Source organism: Pseudomonas sp. FP2300 (assembly GCF_030687595.1).
GTDB classification, from domain to species: Bacteria; Pseudomonadota; Gammaproteobacteria; order Pseudomonadales; family Pseudomonadaceae; genus Aquipseudomonas; species Aquipseudomonas bijieensis.
Genome location: NZ_CP117440.1, coordinates 3,762,298 through 3,778,249, shown reverse-complemented (window position 1 = coordinate 3,778,249; position 15,952 = coordinate 3,762,298). Strand labels below are relative to the sequence as shown.

Here is a 15,952-nt window from a genome sequence, read left to right as displayed (position 1 = left end):
CAGGGTGCAAGTCCCTGTGGCGAGGGGATTTATCCCCGCTGGGCTGCGCAGCAGCCCAAATACTACTGCCACTGCGGTGTGTCAGGCCGGATAAGGGGGGCGCTTCGCACCCCAGCGGGGATAAATCCCCTCGCCACAGGTGAAGCCTTCACAGATAAATCCCCTTATACAGGTGCGCCTTTGCTTGGTCGCCGGTCAGTCCCGCTTTTGGCCGATGCACTGCCTACGTCCTGTCGCCATGGCTTGTTATAGTTCAGGCCTCTTTCAGTCGGTAAAGGATAACTGCCATGTCGCAATACCAAGCGTTCAACGTCGAACTTGCAGACAACATCGCCCATGTGCAGATCAATCGCCCGGAAAAGATCAATTCGATGAATGCCGCGTTCTGGAGCGAGATCATCGAGATTTTCCAATGGATCGACGACACCGACGCCGTGCGGGTAGTGGTGCTCAGCGGTGCCGGCAAGCATTTCTCCTCAGGGATCGACCTGATGATGTTGGCAGGCGTGGCCAACGAGCTGGGCAAGGACGTAGGACGCAATGCACGGTTGCTGCGGCGCAAGATCCTGCAACTGCAAGCCTCGTTCAACGCCGTGGACAATTGCCGCAAGCCGGTGCTCGCGGCCATCCAGGGTTATTGCCTGGGCGGTGCCATCGACCTGATTGCCGCGTGTGACATGCGTTATGCCGCCGAGGACGCGCAGTTTTCCATCAAGGAGATCGATATCGGCATGGCCGCCGATGTTGGCACATTGCAACGCTTGCCCCGGATCATCGGGGACGGCATGCTGCGTGAACTCGCTTATACGGGGCGCACCTTCGGTGCCGACGAAGCACGCAGCATCGGCCTGGTCAATCGTGTCTACAGTGACACCGCCAGCCTGCTCGACGGCGTGATGGGCATCGCCCGGGAAATCGCCGCCAAGTCGCCGATTGCCGTGACGGGCACCAAGGAAATGATCAGCTACATGCGCGACCATAGCATCGGCGACGGCCTGGAATACGTCGCTACCTGGAACGCCGCCATGTTGCAATCGACCGACCTGCGCGTGGCCATGGCTGCCCATATGAGCAAACAGAAACCCGAATTTCTGGATTGACTGACCATGATTTCACGCTGGACCACCGCAGTACTCGATACCGATCTTCCTGGCGGCTGGGCCGTGGCCCGTAGCCCGGAAGGCTTTCTGTTCGATGACAACGGCGCGCTGTTTCCCCGCGAATGGCTCAAGCGCCAAGACCTGTCGATCCTCGCCGAGCATGGCATTGGTCACCTGGATGGCGAGCCGGTCTACCTGTTGGAGTTGCACAGCCCGCTGGACATCCCCGGCTGCAGCTGGAAAGGCCTGCGGGCCTTCATGCTCGAGGATGACCACACGCTGTACAAAGTGCTGGGCTACGCGGCGCAGATCGGCACCTGGGCCCGGGAGCATCGTTTCTGTGGCAGTTGCGGCAAGCGCATGGGGCAGATTCCGTTGGAGCGGGCGATGTATTGCGATGTGTGTGATCTGCGGCATTACCCGCGGATCTCACCGAGCATGATCGTGTTGATCACCCGCGGCGATGAAGTCCTGCTGGCCCGTTCGCCGCGTTTCGTCACCGGCGTCTACAGCACCCTGGCCGGGTTTGCCGAGCCGGGCGAGTCGGCTGAGGATTGTCTGATTCGCGAGGTGCGCGAGGAGGTCAGCATCGAGGTGAAGAACATCCAGTACATGGGCAGCCAGTGCTGGCCGTTCCCCCATTCGATGATGCTGGGCTTTCATGCCGAATATGCCAGTGGCGACATCGTGCCCCAGGAAGATGAAATCGAGGACGCCCAGTGGTTCAACGTCCACGACCTGCCACCGTTGCCCGCCTCTCGTTCCATCGCTCGTTACTTGATCGACGTCTACGTGGCGCGGCGTCTAGGCCATGCTGAACCAGTGCTGCCAGGCTAGGCGCACGGTCAAGCCCAGCACCACGGTGATGAACACCGGCCGGATGAACTTCGCGCCGCCGCTGATGGCGGTGCGAGCCCCGAAGAATGCGCCGACCATCACCGACAGGCCCATGCTCAGGCCGATGACCCAGTCCACCTGCCCCGAGAAGATGAACACCGACAGCGCCGCGATGTTGCTGACGAAGTTCATGCTGCGAGCCACGCCACTCGCCTTGACCAGGTCGATGGGGTAGAGCAGCAGGCTGCTGACCGTCCAGAACGCCCCCGTGCCCGGTCCAGCCACGCCGTCATAGAAACCCAGGCTGAAGCCCTGGGGCGATTGCCACGTTTTCTTGATTGGCGCGTCGCTGTCCAGTGGCGCCTTGGGCGTGCCACCGAACAAAAGGTACAGGCCGCAGGCGAAGACGATCACCGGCAGCATCTTGTTCAGCCATTCGGCAGGCAGGTAATGGGCGACGATGGCGCCGGTCAAGGCGCCCACCAACGTGCCGACGAGGGCGTGGGTCCACTGGCGGGGATGGAACAGCTTGCGCTTGTAGAAGGTGAAACTGGCCGTGGCCGAGCCGAAGGTCGAACTGAGCTTGTTGGTGCCCAGGACCAGATGTGGCGGCAGGCCAGCGGTCAACAGCGCCGGCGTGGTCAACAGGCCACCGCCACCGGCGATGGCATCGATGAAACCGGCAATGAACGCGACAATGGCGAGGATAGCGAGGGTAGTGAGGTCAACACTGAGTTCGAAAGGCATGGAATGACTTATTTGGCAGGTCGCAGAAGGGCTGCGGGGAAGGCCGGTATGTTACCCATTATGGTGCACGGCTGCGACTGCCCGATCATGCCTAGCCCTTGCACGCCATGCAAAATCCCCTCGCCACAGAGTTCGGTTACAGCCTTCAAACCACATCATCGACAATGATATGCCGCTCACCCCGCGAGCAGCGCTCGATCCGCGCCTGGACCCGGTACACCGTGCGCAGCATCTGCTCGGTGATGACGTCGTCACTTGGACCACTGCCTTGCAGGGTGCCTTGAGCGATGACCAGCACCTGATCAGCAAAGCGCAATGCCTGGTTCAGGTCGTGGATGGCGATGAATACGATGATTCCATGTTGACGGGCGAGGGCGCGCATGAAGGTCAGGACCTGGACCTGACGGTGCATGTCCAGGGCACTGGTGGGTTCATCCATCAGCAATACCTCGGGTTCGCGTACCAGCGTCTGGGCGATGGACACCAGTTGCTGCTGCCCGCCGCTCAATTCACTGAGGTTGCGAAACGACAGCTCGCTGATGCCGAGGGATTCGAGGATGCGGTCCACCGCCGCCAGCTCATCGGTTTGTACGGCCCAGCCCGGGGCCTGTTGCTTGCGGGCCAGCAGCACCGATTCATAGACCGTCAGCCGCGCACTGACGTTGAGGTTCTGCGGCATGTAGCAGATGCCCGCCGGGCCTTTGCGCGAACCTTCCAACCTCACCTGGCCGGGGCCGTCGATCAGGCCGGCGATGCGTTTGAACAGCGTCGATTTTCCGGCCGCGTTGGGGCCAACCACCGCCACCACTTCGCCTCCGGAGAAAACCGGGGTATTGATGGCCTCGAGGATCGGCCGACCACCATAACGGGCGCCGAGGTCTGTCAGTTCAATCGTCACCATGACTGCTTCTTCCCGCCAAGAATGAGAGAGATGAAAAACGGCACGCCGATCAGTGACGTGACCACGCCGATGGGGAAGATCGCGCCTGGTATCAGGGTTTTGCTCACCACTGAGCTGGCCGACAGGATCAAGGCACCGGTCAGCAATGAGGCGGGCAGGAAAAAGCGCTGGTCTTCACCGATCAGCATCCGCGCAATGTGCGGCCCCACCAGACCGATGAAGCCGATGGTGCCGACAAATGCCACGGGAAATGAGGCCAGCAGACTGACCATGATCAGGGTCTGCAAACGCAACTTGCGCACATTGATGCCGAAGCTCGCGGCTTTCTCATCCCCCAGGCGCAGGGCGGTCATGGCCCAGGCGCGACGGGCGAAAATCGGCAAGGTGACAAGGATCACCAGGCAGATCACCCCCAGTTTCGGCCAGGTCGCCTTGGTCAGGCTGCCCATGGTCCAGAACACCACCGCAGCGACGGCTTGCTCAGTGGCGAAGAACTGCACCAGCGCCAGCAGGGCATTGAAGGTGAATACCAGGGCGATGCCCAGCAGAACGATGGTTTCGCTGGTCATGCCGCGACGCAGACTCAACACATGAATCAGCAGTGCCGAGAGCATCGCCATGACAAAGGCGTTGAGCGGCACCATGTATTGAGCGATCACCGGCACCAGTGCCACGCCGAACGCCAGCCCCAGGGCCGCGCCAAAACTGGCCGCAGCAGAGATGCCCAGGGTGAACGGGCTGGCCAATGGGTTGTTGAGGATGGTCTGCATCTGTGCGCCGGCCAGGGACAACGCCGCGCCAACCGCTACCGCCATCAGCGCTACCGGCAGGCGAATGTCCCACATCACCACCCGAACCTGGGGCGCGGCGGACTCAGGTGCGAACAGCGCCCCCAGTACTTCGTCCAAGCCATAACTGGCCGGGCCGAGGGCCAGGTCCAGCAGCACGCTGAACAGCAGCAACGCCCCCAGGCCGACCAGAATCAGCCGTTTACGCCAGACCTGCGCGCGGTAGATCGTGCCAAGGGCGAGGTGATCGATAGGGCCGTTCATGGCTGGGCCTGCGCGGGCTTGAGGCTGACGAAATAGCCCGGTTCGTAGGGCACCGGCAGAAATCGCTGGTGGAACTCACGAAACGTGGCGTCGGGGTCCAGTTCGGCGAACAGATCCGGGTGGAACCACTTGGCCAGTTGCTGGATGGCGATGAACTGGTAAGGACTGTTGTAGAACTGATGCCAGATGGCGTGAAACCCCTGGGTTTGCTGGGCCTTGATTCCGGCGTAGGCGGGGCGCTGGGTGAACCATTGCAGTTTGCGCCGTGCCTCGACCAGATCGGCACCGGGCCCGACACCAACCCAATGTCCGCCAGGGGCGAAGGCTTGCCAGTTTGCGCTGGTGACCACCACCTGATCCGGGTCGGCGACGATCACCTGTTCGGGGTTCAACTGGCCAAAGGTGTTGGGGATGATGGTGCCGGCGATGTTGTGACCGCCGGCCAGCTCGACGAAACGGCCGAAATTTTCATTGCCAAAACTCAGGCAGCAGTCGTCGGTGTAGCCGCCGATGCGTTCGATGAAGACCTTGGGCCTGGGCGGTTGGCGGGCCTCGATCACATCGGTGACACGGCGGATCTGTTGCTGGCTAAAGGCAATGAACGCCTCGGCGCGGGCTTCTTCGCCGAACAACTGGCCGAACAGGCGCATGGTCGGCTCGGTGTTCTGCATCGGGTTGTTGCGAAAATCCACATACACCACCGGGATACCAAGGGCGTCAAGCTTTTCGATGTAGCGGGCGTCCTCGGTGGCATGCTGGGCTTCGATGTTGAGGATGATGACGTCCGGCTGTTGGCTGATCGCTTGCTCGATGTCGAAGGTGCCGTCTTCGAAACCGCCGAAGGTCGGGATTTTGGCAATGTCCGGATAACGCTGCAGGTAGGCGCCGTAGGTGTCCGGGTCGGACTGGATCAAATCCTTGCGCCAGCCAACGATGCGCTGGATCGGGTTGGCGGTGTCGAGGGCCGCCACCAGATACAGTTGACGGCCTTCACCGAGGATCACCCGGCGTACGGGAATGCGCACTTGGACCTGGCGGCCCAGCAGATCGGTGACAGTGGTTCTTGGCGTGGTGTCCGGTGTGGTGCCTGAACAGGCGAAACCGCTCAGTAGCAGGGTCATGGCGCCCAGCAGCACAGCGATGAGCGACGGGCGTTTTCGAGGTCTGGATAACATCGTTTTAACCTTTGATGGCCCGGGCCGACAGCGCGGTGTACGCGCTGCCGGGCCCGGAAAGCTCAGAAGTCGACCGTGGCCGAGAGCAGCAAGGTGCGCGGTGCCCCTTGGGAGAACGCACCGTAGGAGGCCACACCGGACCAGTACTCGCGGTCGAAGACGTTCTGCACCGTGGCACGGAAAGTCGTTGGCCGGCCCTCGAGCACGGTGCTGTAGCGAGCGCCCGCGTCGAAGCGCGTCCAAGGATCGAGTTCGCGGGTGTTGGCCTGGTCGACGTACTGGCTGCCGGTGTAGATCGCGCCGCCGGTGAGGGTCACGCCCTGGACCCATGGCGTATCCCATTCGGCCCAGAGGTTGGCCTGCACTTCGGGTACGCCGACCGGCTTGTTGCCGCGATTGGCGGCGGTGCCGCTTTTGGTCAGTTCGCCGTCCAGCAATGTGACGCCACCCAACAGGCGAGTGCCTTCGCGCAGTTCACCGAACATGTTCAGTTCGATGCCACGGTTGCGTTGTTCGCCTTGGACCGAATACACACTGTTTGCTGCGTTGTTAGTCAGCTCGCCGGCGGGCTTCTTGACCTGGAACAGTGCCAGGGTCGAGGTGAAGGTGCCGTAGTCGACCTTGACCCCAACTTCCTGCTGGCGGGAGATATAGGGCTTAAATATTTCACCGGGGTTGCTTGCATTCGCAGGCGCGGTATCACCCTTGCTCAGGCCTTCGATGTAGTTGTAGTAGAACGATACATGTTCCCAAGGCTTGACCACCGCACCGAACAACGGTGTGGTTTCGCTTTCGTCATAGGCGGTGGTGACCGTCCCGCGGGCATCGTAGTTGTTTGATTCGATGCTTTGCTTGCGCAGCCCAAGAGTCACTTGGACACGGTCATCGAGGATCGACAGGGTATCGGCCAGAGCTACGCCGGACAGCTCAGTGTCGGAGATCTTCGCCACGTCAGGCGAGGCAATGGAGGGTTTGTCGCGCTCCACCGGGTGGTAGATGTTCGACAATAACGGGGTTCCGGAATTGATCCCCCTGCGCAATTCATCGCGGTAGCGACTGACCTGCAGCGTGGTGCTGTGGCTGACCGGACCGGTCTCGAAGCGGGCCCGGGCCCCCGCGTCCACGGTGTAGCGCTCCACTTCGAACTTGTAGTAACCAGGCGTCGAGCGGGTATCCCCGGCGCTATTGAGAATCGTGGGGGTCTGGTCCGACAGCCGTGCTACATCGGACTTGCCGCCCCCGGCGTGGCCAAATACCGTCAGGCTGTCGCTCAGGTCATATTCACCACTGAGCAACGCCGATTTATCGCGGGTCTTCGACCAGCCCCATTCCTGGGTCACGTTGCTGCGTCCGTTGGCGGCCGACGGTACCTCGACACCGTTCGCGATCTGAAACGGTCGGGACGGCGCGTCCCACTGTTCTTCCTGGCTGATCAGGTCCAGGCTGGTCCTGAATCGGTCGCCCTGGTAATCCAGGGAGATCGAGCCGATACCCACATCCCGCGACTGTTTGTCGATCGCCGTGTCGCCGCCCTGGAGACTGCCATTGACCCGCACGCCAAAGCGCCGTTCCTCGCCGAAGCGACGGCTGATATCGACGTGTCCACCCACTTGCGAGTCCATGGCGTAATTGGCGGTCACGCGGGTCAAGTCTTCGTCCAGTGAACGTTTGGGGACGATATTGATGACACCGCCGACACCGCTGTTGGGCGACATACCGTAGAGCAGGGCGGCGGGGCCCTTGATCACCTCAATGCGTTCGGCGTACTCGGTGAACACCCGATAGTTGGGGGCCACGCCGTATACACCGTCGAACGCCAGTTCCCCAAGGTTGCCTTCGCCCACGGGAAAACCGCGAATGAAAAACGAATCGACGATGCCGCCGGTCTGGCCAGTGGAACGCACCGAGGAATCACGCTCCAGCACGTCGGCGACGGTCACGGCTTGTTGGTCTTTCATCAGGGCCGAGGTGTAGTTGCTCACACTGAACGGCGTGTCCATCAGGTCCTTGTTGCCCAACAAGCCTACACGACCGCCACGGGCGACCTGACCGCCACTGTAGGCGGCCGGCAAATCATCGGGGCGGGCTTCGGTGGCGCTGACGGTGGTTGGCGCCAAGGTCAGTCCGCCGTCGGTGCTGCGTTTTTGCAAGGTGTAGCTGCTATCGTCGCGAGCCACAAGATCCATACCGCTGCCGGCCAGCAGCCGGGCAAACGCTTCGCGCGCGGTGAACTGGCCGGACAGGCCCGGGCTGTCCAGGCCCTGGGTCAGGGACGGTTCGAACGACAGGGCGATGCCGGCCTGCACGGCGAACGTCGAGAGGGTTGGCCCCAGGGGGCCGGGTTGAATGTTGTAGGACTGGCTGGCGATGCTGTCCAGCGGCGCGCCCGGTGCGGCCCAACTGCCTGGGCTTAAGGTCGAAAGTGCAAGGCCGAGCATTGCACTGCGAATCGCCAGATTCAGCGTGCGATCCGAGCGCAGGGGGCGGGCAACGGGCATGGCTTGATGATCCTGTTCAGAGGGGTTTTGTTCTCTAGCCAGCCAGGATCGAAAAAAGTATCACCCTCGCACGATTATTTTTTTGGGGTTCACGCCGGCGTCAACATGACCCAGTAGTCGCCCAGGCGCGAAGTGACGCGGATGGGGTAAGTCCGGGCGAGCATGTTCAGGGTTCGTTGAGTGTCGCTGACGGGGAAGGCACCGGAAATCCGCAGGTCGGCAATGGCCGGGTCGCAACGCAGGACGCCGTTGCGATAGCGGGCCAGTTCGCCAATGAAATCGGCCAGGTGCATGTTGTCGGCCATCAGCATGCCTTGGGTCCAGGCCAGCACCGATTTATCGACAGGTTTCAACCCGTCAATGGCGAACGCTGTAAAACCACTGCTCTGACCGGCCTCGACGACTTTCTCACCAATGCCTTTGAGGTGGATACTGACTGCGCCCTCGAGCACGGCGAGGCGGGTGTGCCCGCGCTCTTCGCGCACACTGAAACGCGTGCCGAGCGCCTGCATCCGGCCCTCGTGGGTTTCCACCCTGAATGGCCGGGCGACAGGCGACGGGTCCGGCGCGGTCTGGATCAGTATTTCGCCGCGGCGCAACAGCAACAGGCGCTGGCGCTGATCGAAATACACATCGATGGCGGTGTCGGTGTTCAACGTCACGCGAGTACCATCGGTCAATGTCAGGTCGCGACGCTCGCCCACGGCCGCGCGATAGTCGGCGGTCCAGTTCTGCCAGTCGTTGAGCTTCCAACTGCCCCAGGCCAGTGGCGCCAGCGCGAGCAAGGTCGCCAGTTTGCCCATGGCGGCACGGCGCTCGGGGTTGCTGGGACGGTCCAGCGCCGGCATGGCCAGGGCCGGTGGCAAGCCTTGCAGTTTGCTCAACAACAATTCCGCCCGCGCCCAGGCCTGGCGGTGCGCCGGGCTGCTGTTGCGCCAGCGTTCCCATTCCAGGCGCTCGGTGTCGTTGACACTGCCTTCGCTCAGGCGCATCAGCCAGTCGGCTGCTTCATTGAGGATGGCGGGATCGACGGCATGACTATCGCGAGCAGGCATTCAGTCTACCCACATCAGGCAGTGCAGGAAGGCCTGCTTCATGTAGCGCTTGACCGTAATCAGCGAGACTCCCAACTGATGGGCTATGTCGTTGTATTTCAAGCCGCTGATTTGCGATAACAGAAATGCGCGTTTGACCGGCCCGGGGAGGGTGTCGAGCATGGCATCGATTTCATGCAGGGTTTCCAGCACCAGCAGGCGGCGTTCCGGCGAGGGCGCTTCGGGTTCGGGCAGCAGCGCCAGCGCTTGCAGATAGGCGCGCTCCAAGGCCTTGCGCTGAAACCAGTTGACCAGGATGCCACCGGCCACGCAACTGAGGTACGCCCGCGGCTCTTCGATGACCGCGACCTTCGAGGCGAGGATACGGATGAAGGTGTCATGCGCCAGGTCTGCGGCATCCAGCGCATTGCCCAGTTTGCGATAGAGTCGGGCGTACAACCAGCCATGGTGTCCGCTGTAGAGGTCTGCGACGGTGCGCAGATGACAATCGTTGGTCGCTGAACCCGGATCGCTCATGGCTGTTTATATTTTTGATAGTGAGAATTATTCCCAATATTAGTGGAGGCGCTCGTCGGCACGCAAGATCGATCTTGAGGCAATGAGCAATTGTGCTGGGGCAGGGTTGTGCGAATCGCTATTCGCTTGCCTGGTCCGGCACCCCGACCGGCCTGTAGCGCAGCAGCACCAAGGGCAACAGCACCACGCCGTAGGCAATGCTGACATAGAGGTAGGTGTATTGAAGGCCATAGACCTGGCTGAGCAAGGCCCCCAGGGAAATGCCGATGATGGACGCCGTTTGCGAAACGCCCTGGGCGAGTCCCAGCACCTGCCCCTGGCGGCTATTGTCGGTGCTTTTGGAGATGAGTGCGGTCAGCACCGGTGTAGTTGCGCCCAAGAGGACGCCCCAGGCGAAGTAGACAATGGCGAAGACCAACGGCTGACGTGTCAGGCCGGCCATGGCGGTCAGGGTCATGCAAGCGATCACGATGGCGGTGATGGCTCGCAGCGTCTGTGTCGGGTTGCGCTGCTCGAAGTAGCGTGACCAGGTGGTTGCGCACAGGATGAAGCCCAGGGCCAGCAGGCCATAGCAAAGCCCCACCAGGGCATTGCTGACGTCGAAGGTCGAACTCACATACAGCGAAAACGAAGTCTGCGGGAGCATTCGCGCCAGCAACAGAAGCCCCATGATGCCCAGCAGCGATACTGTCAACGGGTTGTATAGCCCGGGACGCGAGGGTGCGGACGGAACGCTGCCGGCTGCGGTTGTCTTCCCGACAGGCGCTACGTCAGGCAGCGTCAACGCCGCGACCACGGTGCACACTGCGCACAGGCCCGAGGCCACGATGTTGATCCAGAAAAACGTTGCATGGTCCAGGATCAGCCCGCCCGCCACCGCCCCCAGCAGCGAGCCGACATTGGTGGAAATCTGCAGGATGGCAAACAGCCTGGCCCGCCGCGATGGCGCCTCGATGCTCACGCCGTAGGCCTGGGCGGGGGCGATATAACCGGCGAACGCACCTTGCAGGAAGCGCAGGACCAGGATCACCCAGATATCGCCGCATAGCGCCAGGCCAAGCTGGGTCAGGGATAACCCGGCCAGTGCCCGGATCATCATCAGCTTATGGCCGTAGCGATCACCGATACGGCCCCAGAAAGCACTGGTCAGGATGATGCCCAGCATCGGGCCGACATACACCGCCGTGCTGGCGAAGCTGAACAGCGCGTCGTTGCTGGTCAGTTGTCGCAGGTGAACAGGCCAGAACGGCCCGCTCATCTCCATCGCACCCATGGAAACCAGCTGGATCGCAAACAACAGATAAATCAGCAAGCGAACGCTTGAACCCTGGGGGATACCGGCACGGGGCATGGACAGACTCGCAGAGGCGGAAGGCTGTGTCTTATCCGACAGTGCGTGGATCTGAGCAAGAAAAAAATGCAGCAGGTTCCTCCGGAAGCCGAACAATCGACGATTTTTTTTTGAAATCAAGGGGTTGTCAGTCTAGGCAAATGAGTACATAATTGCGCCCATCGAACGCACTGAGATGTAAAAAATCTCAATGTTTTCAAGGAGATAGCGCTTCAAAGAGGTTCTGTTTCCAGATCAGGTTTGTACGCGGTTGATGTGGCTGCATTGCATCAAACGTCTTGAGGCCGAATAGCAAAATGGTTATGCAGTGGATTGCAAATCCACCTACGCCGGTTCGATTCCGACTTCGGCCTCCACTTTTAAAAAGCTCTGTAGATCTATGATTTACGGAGCTTTTTTATTTTCGAAGCATTGAAAGATTTTGTGTTGAAAAGGGCGCGAGCTACCTTGCTTCACAGGGGAGGGATGTATATATTCCCCCCTCTTGCTGCACCAGCCAGGGCTTCGGCGATTGGATTTTGCCGACGCTCCCATGGCTAACCGCGCTACCGCCCGAATGGCGAAACTGGTAGACGCATGGGACTTAAAATCCCCCGCTCGTAAGGGCGTGCCGGTTCGATTCCGGCTTCGGGCACCATCTAAAATCAAGGGTTTGCGAGCGAAAGCTAATGCAAACCCTTGTTCGTTTCGGCTTCTGAAAACTACCGAAGAAACGGAGTCCTGCCTCCGGAGCCTCTGCACTCGGCGTTGCGATTAGCAGTGAGTACTCAGGCGGTTATCTGCTGTCCAAGCCCTGCCTAATACGCGAATCCCTTGACCATGATATTTATCATGTAGCCTCTTCTGTATCAGCACGGCTTGTACCGACTCGTCACAATCGCCGGCGAAACGCCTCGAGGATATCCCGCGTGCCCTTTTTCATTTGCAGTTGGGTGATGGCATCCAGCGGGTGCCAGAGGCAATCGCTGATTTCGTTCTGTGGCTTGGCCGCCGTCGAATCGCTGACTGACGCTTCGAATACGTGATGCTCGGTTTGCCCGTCACTGATTCGCATCAGGTAGAGCAGGTTCTCGACGTCCAGGCCAGTTTCTTCGGCCAATTCTCGAATGGCTGCCCCAGCGTGGGTCTCGCCGCGTTCGACGGTACCGCCCGGCAGCATCCAGCGGCTATTGGCTTTGCGAACCAGCAAGATATGGCGATTTTCCTCGCAAATGACGGTCGCTCGAATTTTCATGGCCGTGCTCAATCAGTGACTGTCATTAAAGTGAAATATAACTGCAATATTTGAGCCTGGCATCAATTGGCTTTGCTCAAACTGTCGATTTTTTCAATGTCTTATCCAGTACGACCGCGACGGCGCGAGAAAGACTGGACTCATTTGAGGCAGTCATCGACCCATCCCATCTGTCCGACCACCAGCACTAGGCTTTCGACCGGTTATCGCCTCAAATGAATCAGCTTCAAAAAAATGAATCCATGTTGGGTGCATTGGCCGGCCCCTCCCGGGGAAGGAAGCGAGATATGACCAGCGTTGAAGACTTCAAGATCAAATCCCATGAGCTCCTGGTGGAGCTCGATGCGGCAACGTCGGAAATGATGAAGCTCATATGTATCCATCAAATGAGTGGATCGACCTGGGATGAAGCGGTCCGCCGTCAACATGAAGCCTATGAGCAATGGGTCGCTTATTTGAATGAGCGGGGATAGGTCCTTTGGGTGCACCAAGGGTAAAAATTCTTTGAACGGCGTCTCAACGGCTGTGCCTAATCCTTAAACCGACAAGAGGATTAGGCCATGACCGAATTAGCCAGATATTTTTGGATCGCTGTCGCGGTGCTTTTGCTCCTTGTCGATTTATGGGCGATCGTCAGTGTCTTTAGAAGCGACAAGTCGGCTGGCACCAAGGCTGGCTGGGCCCTGTTGCTGATCATTCTGCCGGTTGTGGGCCTGGTTATCTGGGGCGTAGCTGGGCCGCGCGGGATCAAGGAAGGGCCGTCATCGCCGGAGCACAGCAAGGGCTAGAAACGGCTCTCCGAGTCAGCTTTTCACTGGTTTATCCAGTTACCGCCGGTGCTTTCGCAGTCTTCCTGGGCTTGCTGCAACTGTTCGATGCCGTAGTAGTACCAGGTCACCTTGGCATTATCGGGAAGATTGGCCGACCCACCGTGCTTGTCCTTGCTGGTTGAGCGGGGGTTGGCCAACGCTTCCTGGGTCAGCCTCGCCTGGCATGTCGCTACGTAACCCTCTGCACAACGCTCGACCTTACGCTTTTGGGTCGTGAGCGTTCCCTTGTTTTCATTGCTGCAGGACCAGTCGAGGGTTTCGGCGGGCATGCCTTTGTATTCGTAGCAGCTGTGGCTTTCGATCACTGGAACTGCCTGGCTCTGAGACCGAGTGATGACGTCGCAGCCTTGAGCCATCACGGCGACGGGGCTTGCACATGCAATCAATAGCAGAAATCTGGCAATCATGAAGTTTCTCCCTTTGTGGCTTTTGCACCGGTGCCTATCAATTTCGAGGTGCAAAAAAAGCCCGTGTTCCATCGGTTTTCCAACCGGTAGAACTCAAGGGGGGGCACATGTCGGGCGCGGTGCGTCAGCGGAACTTGGGCAGAGGGCGCTCAGCGGGCTTCAGCGACGTCAGTGCGCTTTGGATCGATGGGGCGTCTTTCTCGATGTCGTTGAGCCGGTCACGGATGCGCACCGCAGTGGGATGCCCGCCTTGGTGGTCGACCCAGTCGGCGATTTCCTTGCAGGCTGCCGTAAGCCTGGCCTGACGCGATTCCAGCAAGGTGAGCAGGGTGGTGATGGACTCTTTTTCGGACATGTCACACCTCCATTCAGGGTTGCATTGAGCGTTGATGAGGCAGCACAAAACCCGCCAGGGGCGGGTCATGCTATCGCTTAAAGCGTAGTTGAGTTATCTCGGTTCTGTCGAAGAATCCGGCGCCCGGCTGGACAACCGGTGCACCGGAAACAGGGTTATTTAAATCAGCCGGACTCCTTGACCCAGGACGGCGCGACGCTCGCTCGCCAACGCACGTCGGTAATACCGTATTTCTCAGCAAGGGGTTTTGAAACCCGCTTGACCTTTTCCCGTCCGAATTTCGGAATGCGCCCGACCCCCGCGTCGCAACTGGCCCAATGCCAAGCTTCGGAGTTATTCATCACTTCGGCGCGAATGATGAATGACTTCGGCTCGCCATGGAGCATGTAGTCGATGATGTAAAGCGATGGCCCGCCCATAAATCCTCCCTAATTAGTTCTATACGGATGGATACGGAGGCGTGCGGAAAATTCCATCGGATTATCCAGACGGTCAAAAATCACACCAGGTAGTCACGCAGCCAAGTCGCTGCTCGCTGTCCGGAACCAAACCCGGTTAACCTTCTCCAAGGTGAGCTTCACACCATGTGCCAGGGATTAACAGGCAAGACAGTGCGGTATCAGATAAAGGCAGAACATGAAAAACATCGCCAGGGCGCTGGTTATCGCAGTCCTCGCCATCGGTGTGTCGGGATGCATCGGCCCGCCCATCGAACTGACTCCACAAACCGAGCAAAGCCTGCTGGCACAACCCCCGATCCGTTTTTTGCTGACCTTCGATGATGGGCCCAGTGCCTCGTCTTTCTGGAACCCGAGCCTGGAGGTGCTGGATGCCCTCGCGCACAACCCGGTGCAGCCGGGGATCAAGGCGGTATTTTTTGTCCAGACCCGTGCACTAAGAGCTGGCAACAGCGACATCGGACGCTCGGTGATGCACCGTGAACAGCGCGAAGGTCATATCCTGGGCTTCCATACGGCGACTTACTGGCATACCAACCATCGCTTTCTGAGTCCTGACGAACTGGAGCAGTCACTGGTCAAGGGCGGGGGTGATATCGCCGCCATCACAGGGGCAGCACCCACCCTGGTGAGGCCGCCGTTCTGGAGCTACGACAGGCGCACCTTCGCCGCTTATCAGCAGCACGGCTTGCACGTATTGCTGACCGACCTGAGCGCCAACGATGGTAAGGTCTGGGGAATCACCGCCAGCCCACGACGGCGAATCAACCTGACGCGCCAGCTCTCTGAAGTGCGCGAACGCATCGCCGCCGGGCAGTTGCCCGCGGTTGACGGGGTGATTCCGGTGGTGGTCACCTTTCATGACCTCAACCGCTATACCGCCCGACATGCCCGGGAATACTTGCAAATCCTGCTCGACGCTGCCCGAGCCACGGGCGTGAGGACCGACGCCAAGCCCTTCTATGATGACCGTCAGGCGCTGGAGCGGGCGGCGATGGCGCGCACGGTCAAGAACACTAGCGAGCCGGTGCACTTGCCGGGTTTGTGGGATTGGTTGTGGGATTCGGATTCCCATTGAGAGGCTCAGGCCTGCGTCGCTGCGCAAGGTTGCGACGCTCGGTTGGCACCCTTGCGCAAACTGAGTGTAAGGTAGGTGGCGTAACCCTGGTTTATCTCGAAAGGAGGTGACAATGAGTACTGCGATGCTGACCAAAATGCATATCAACGGGTATGACGTGCTCAGCGTAAACAGCGGCCCATGGCGGGTCTGCACTCAGGCCGACCGATTGGGCTCCTTTGCTTCCCGTGAGGAAGCACTGGCCTACGCCGCCGCATTGCCGGCCAGGAAAAAACACGACCGCCAGGCTACGACCGCCAAATAGCGCCGTCAAAGGCGAGGGGAGTTGGCTGCGAACCGAGCCGTATGGTTCGTTGCG

General features: G+C 60.0%; 18 protein-coding genes and 2 tRNA genes. 8 read left to right on the top strand and 12 right to left on the bottom strand.

What is annotated here, in order from left to right; translation table 11 throughout:
• Positions 1-287 precede the first annotated feature (287 nt).
• Together PSH86_RS16710 and nudC are read left to right on the top strand one after the other, a co-directional pair.
• Positions 288-1,100 (top strand): crotonase/enoyl-CoA hydratase family protein, encoded by an 813-nt coding sequence (locus tag PSH86_RS16710; RefSeq protein ID WP_109754218.1) that lies wholly within the window; start codon positions 288-290, stop codon positions 1,098-1,100.
• A gap of 6 nt (positions 1,101-1,106) precedes the next feature.
• Positions 1,107-1,937, top strand: coding sequence for an NAD(+) diphosphatase (nudC, locus tag PSH86_RS16705; protein ID WP_249015081.1), 831 nt, complete (start codon positions 1,107-1,109; stop codon positions 1,935-1,937).
• Here nudC and PSH86_RS16700 read toward each other — a convergent pair.
• The 8 genes from PSH86_RS16700 to PSH86_RS16665 all read right to left on the bottom strand — a co-directional run bounded on the left by PSH86_RS16700 (position 1,905) and on the right by PSH86_RS16665 (position 11,232).
• On the bottom strand, positions 1,905-2,684 hold the full coding sequence (locus PSH86_RS16700) for a TSUP family transporter (protein WP_109754216.1): 780 nt from the start codon (positions 2,682-2,684) through the stop codon (positions 1,905-1,907). The two genes, nudC and PSH86_RS16700, sit on opposite strands and share 33 nt — an antisense overlap.
• A 145-nt stretch (positions 2,685-2,829) precedes the next feature.
• Complete coding sequence (locus PSH86_RS16695) at positions 2,830-3,585, bottom strand: ABC transporter ATP-binding protein (protein WP_305483756.1); 756 nt, start codon at positions 3,583-3,585, stop codon at positions 2,830-2,832.
• A complete protein-coding gene (locus PSH86_RS16690) occupies positions 3,579-4,637 on the bottom strand; it encodes an iron ABC transporter permease (protein WP_176687758.1) in 1,059 nt (352 codons plus the stop codon). The genes PSH86_RS16695 and PSH86_RS16690 overlap by 7 nt, the downstream gene beginning before the upstream one ends.
• A complete protein-coding gene (locus PSH86_RS16685; RefSeq protein ID WP_109754213.1) occupies positions 4,634-5,812 on the bottom strand; it encodes an ABC transporter substrate-binding protein in 1,179 nt (392 codons plus the stop codon). Before PSH86_RS16685 ends, PSH86_RS16690 begins: the two co-directional genes overlap by 4 nt.
• Before the next feature lie 62 nt (positions 5,813-5,874).
• The gene (locus PSH86_RS16680; protein ID WP_305483755.1) at positions 5,875-8,310 is read right to left on the bottom strand and encodes a TonB-dependent receptor; all 2,436 of its coding nucleotides are present in this window, start codon (positions 8,308-8,310) and stop codon (positions 5,875-5,877) included.
• An 89-nt stretch (positions 8,311-8,399) separates the two neighbouring features.
• A complete protein-coding gene (locus PSH86_RS16675; protein WP_305483754.1) occupies positions 8,400-9,365 on the bottom strand; it encodes a FecR domain-containing protein in 966 nt (321 codons plus the stop codon).
• Complete coding sequence (locus PSH86_RS16670) at positions 9,366-9,881, bottom strand: sigma-70 family RNA polymerase sigma factor (protein WP_109754210.1); 516 nt, start codon at positions 9,879-9,881, stop codon at positions 9,366-9,368.
• A gap of 118 nt (positions 9,882-9,999) precedes the next feature.
• Entirely contained in the window at positions 10,000-11,232 is a 1,233-nt protein-coding gene (locus tag PSH86_RS16665; protein ID WP_212800912.1) for an MFS transporter, read from the bottom strand.
• Between the two features lie 282 nt (positions 11,233-11,514).
• Between PSH86_RS16665 and PSH86_RS16660 the strand changes: the two genes are divergently transcribed.
• Together PSH86_RS16660 and PSH86_RS16655 are read left to right on the top strand one after the other, a co-directional pair.
• Positions 11,515-11,588, top strand: a tRNA-Cys gene (locus PSH86_RS16660).
• Between the two features lie 194 nt (positions 11,589-11,782).
• Positions 11,783-11,869: transfer RNA gene (locus tag PSH86_RS16655), tRNA-Leu, on the top strand.
• A gap of 234 nt (positions 11,870-12,103) precedes the next feature.
• On the opposite strand, the gene PSH86_RS16650 is transcribed toward PSH86_RS16655, so the two are convergent.
• Positions 12,104-12,466: an NUDIX hydrolase gene (locus PSH86_RS16650; RefSeq protein ID WP_212800911.1), complete on the bottom strand. Its 363-nt coding sequence runs from the start codon at positions 12,464-12,466 to the stop codon at positions 12,104-12,106.
• Positions 12,467-12,753: 287 nt separating this feature from the next.
• Between PSH86_RS16650 and PSH86_RS16645 the strand changes: the two genes are divergently transcribed.
• Positions 12,754-12,939 carry a hypothetical protein gene (locus tag PSH86_RS16645; RefSeq protein WP_109754207.1) on the top strand — a complete coding sequence of 62 codons (186 nt, stop codon included), beginning with the start codon at positions 12,754-12,756 and terminating at the stop codon, positions 12,937-12,939.
• A gap of 87 nt (positions 12,940-13,026) precedes the next feature.
• On the top strand, positions 13,027-13,254 hold the full coding sequence (locus PSH86_RS16640; RefSeq protein WP_305483753.1) for a PLD nuclease N-terminal domain-containing protein: 228 nt from the start codon (positions 13,027-13,029) through the stop codon (positions 13,252-13,254).
• A 23-nt stretch (positions 13,255-13,277) separates the two neighbouring features.
• Here PSH86_RS16640 and PSH86_RS16635 read toward each other — a convergent pair whose 3' ends face one another.
• From PSH86_RS16635 to PSH86_RS16625, 3 genes are all read right to left on the bottom strand, one after another.
• Positions 13,278-13,703, bottom strand: coding sequence for a hypothetical protein (locus PSH86_RS16635; protein ID WP_232200882.1), 426 nt, complete (start codon positions 13,701-13,703; stop codon positions 13,278-13,280).
• Between the two features lie 124 nt (positions 13,704-13,827).
• The gene (locus PSH86_RS16630; RefSeq protein WP_109754204.1) at positions 13,828-14,058 is read right to left on the bottom strand and encodes a hypothetical protein; all 231 of its coding nucleotides are present in this window, start codon (positions 14,056-14,058) and stop codon (positions 13,828-13,830) included.
• Positions 14,059-14,222: 164 nt separating this feature from the next.
• Positions 14,223-14,477, bottom strand: a complete 255-nt coding sequence (locus tag PSH86_RS16625) for a DUF6555 family protein (protein WP_053125507.1) — start codon at positions 14,475-14,477, stop codon at positions 14,223-14,225.
• Between the two features lie 217 nt (positions 14,478-14,694).
• Between PSH86_RS16625 and PSH86_RS16620 the strand changes: the two genes are divergently transcribed.
• Entirely contained in the window at positions 14,695-15,594 is a 900-nt protein-coding gene (locus PSH86_RS16620) for a polysaccharide deacetylase family protein (RefSeq protein ID WP_163858503.1), read from the top strand.
• Between the two features lie 112 nt (positions 15,595-15,706).
• Positions 15,707-15,898, top strand: a complete 192-nt coding sequence (locus tag PSH86_RS16615) for a DUF2188 domain-containing protein (protein ID WP_116832515.1) — start codon at positions 15,707-15,709, stop codon at positions 15,896-15,898.
• Positions 15,899-15,952: the final 54 nt, after the last annotated feature.

Coding starts and splice junctions, on each gene's coding strand:
- PSH86_RS16710 (WP_109754218.1), top strand. CDS start 288: ATGTCGCAATACCAAGCGTTCAACGTCGAACTTGCAGACAACATCGCC.
- nudC (WP_249015081.1), top strand. CDS start 1,107: ATGATTTCACGCTGGACCACCGCAGTACTCGATACCGATCTTCCTGGC.
- PSH86_RS16700 (WP_109754216.1), bottom strand. CDS start 2,684: ATGCCTTTCGAACTCAGTGTTGACCTCACTACCCTCGCTATCCTCGCC.
- PSH86_RS16695 (WP_305483756.1), bottom strand. CDS start 3,585: ATGGTGACGATTGAACTGACAGACCTCGGCGCCCGTTATGGTGGTCGG.
- PSH86_RS16690 (WP_176687758.1), bottom strand. CDS start 4,637: ATGAACGGCCCTATCGATCACCTCGCCCTTGGCACGATCTACCGCGCG.
- PSH86_RS16685 (WP_109754213.1), bottom strand. CDS start 5,812: ATGTTATCCAGACCTCGAAAACGCCCGTCGCTCATCGCTGTGCTGCTG.
- PSH86_RS16680 (WP_305483755.1), bottom strand. CDS start 8,310: ATGCCCGTTGCCCGCCCCCTGCGCTCGGATCGCACGCTGAATCTGGCG.
- PSH86_RS16675 (WP_305483754.1), bottom strand. CDS start 9,365: ATGCCTGCTCGCGATAGTCATGCCGTCGATCCCGCCATCCTCAATGAA.
- PSH86_RS16670 (WP_109754210.1), bottom strand. CDS start 9,881: ATGAGCGATCCGGGTTCAGCGACCAACGATTGTCATCTGCGCACCGTC.
- PSH86_RS16665 (WP_212800912.1), bottom strand. CDS start 11,232: ATGCCCCGTGCCGGTATCCCCCAGGGTTCAAGCGTTCGCTTGCTGATT.
- PSH86_RS16650 (WP_212800911.1), bottom strand. CDS start 12,466: ATGAAAATTCGAGCGACCGTCATTTGCGAGGAAAATCGCCATATCTTG.
- PSH86_RS16645 (WP_109754207.1), top strand. CDS start 12,754: ATGACCAGCGTTGAAGACTTCAAGATCAAATCCCATGAGCTCCTGGTG.
- PSH86_RS16640 (WP_305483753.1), top strand. CDS start 13,027: ATGACCGAATTAGCCAGATATTTTTGGATCGCTGTCGCGGTGCTTTTG.
- PSH86_RS16635 (WP_232200882.1), bottom strand. CDS start 13,703: ATGATTGCCAGATTTCTGCTATTGATTGCATGTGCAAGCCCCGTCGCC.
- PSH86_RS16630 (WP_109754204.1), bottom strand. CDS start 14,058: ATGTCCGAAAAAGAGTCCATCACCACCCTGCTCACCTTGCTGGAATCG.
- PSH86_RS16625 (WP_053125507.1), bottom strand. CDS start 14,477: ATGGGCGGGCCATCGCTTTACATCATCGACTACATGCTCCATGGCGAG.
- PSH86_RS16620 (WP_163858503.1), top strand. CDS start 14,695: ATGAAAAACATCGCCAGGGCGCTGGTTATCGCAGTCCTCGCCATCGGT.
- PSH86_RS16615 (WP_116832515.1), top strand. CDS start 15,707: ATGAGTACTGCGATGCTGACCAAAATGCATATCAACGGGTATGACGTG.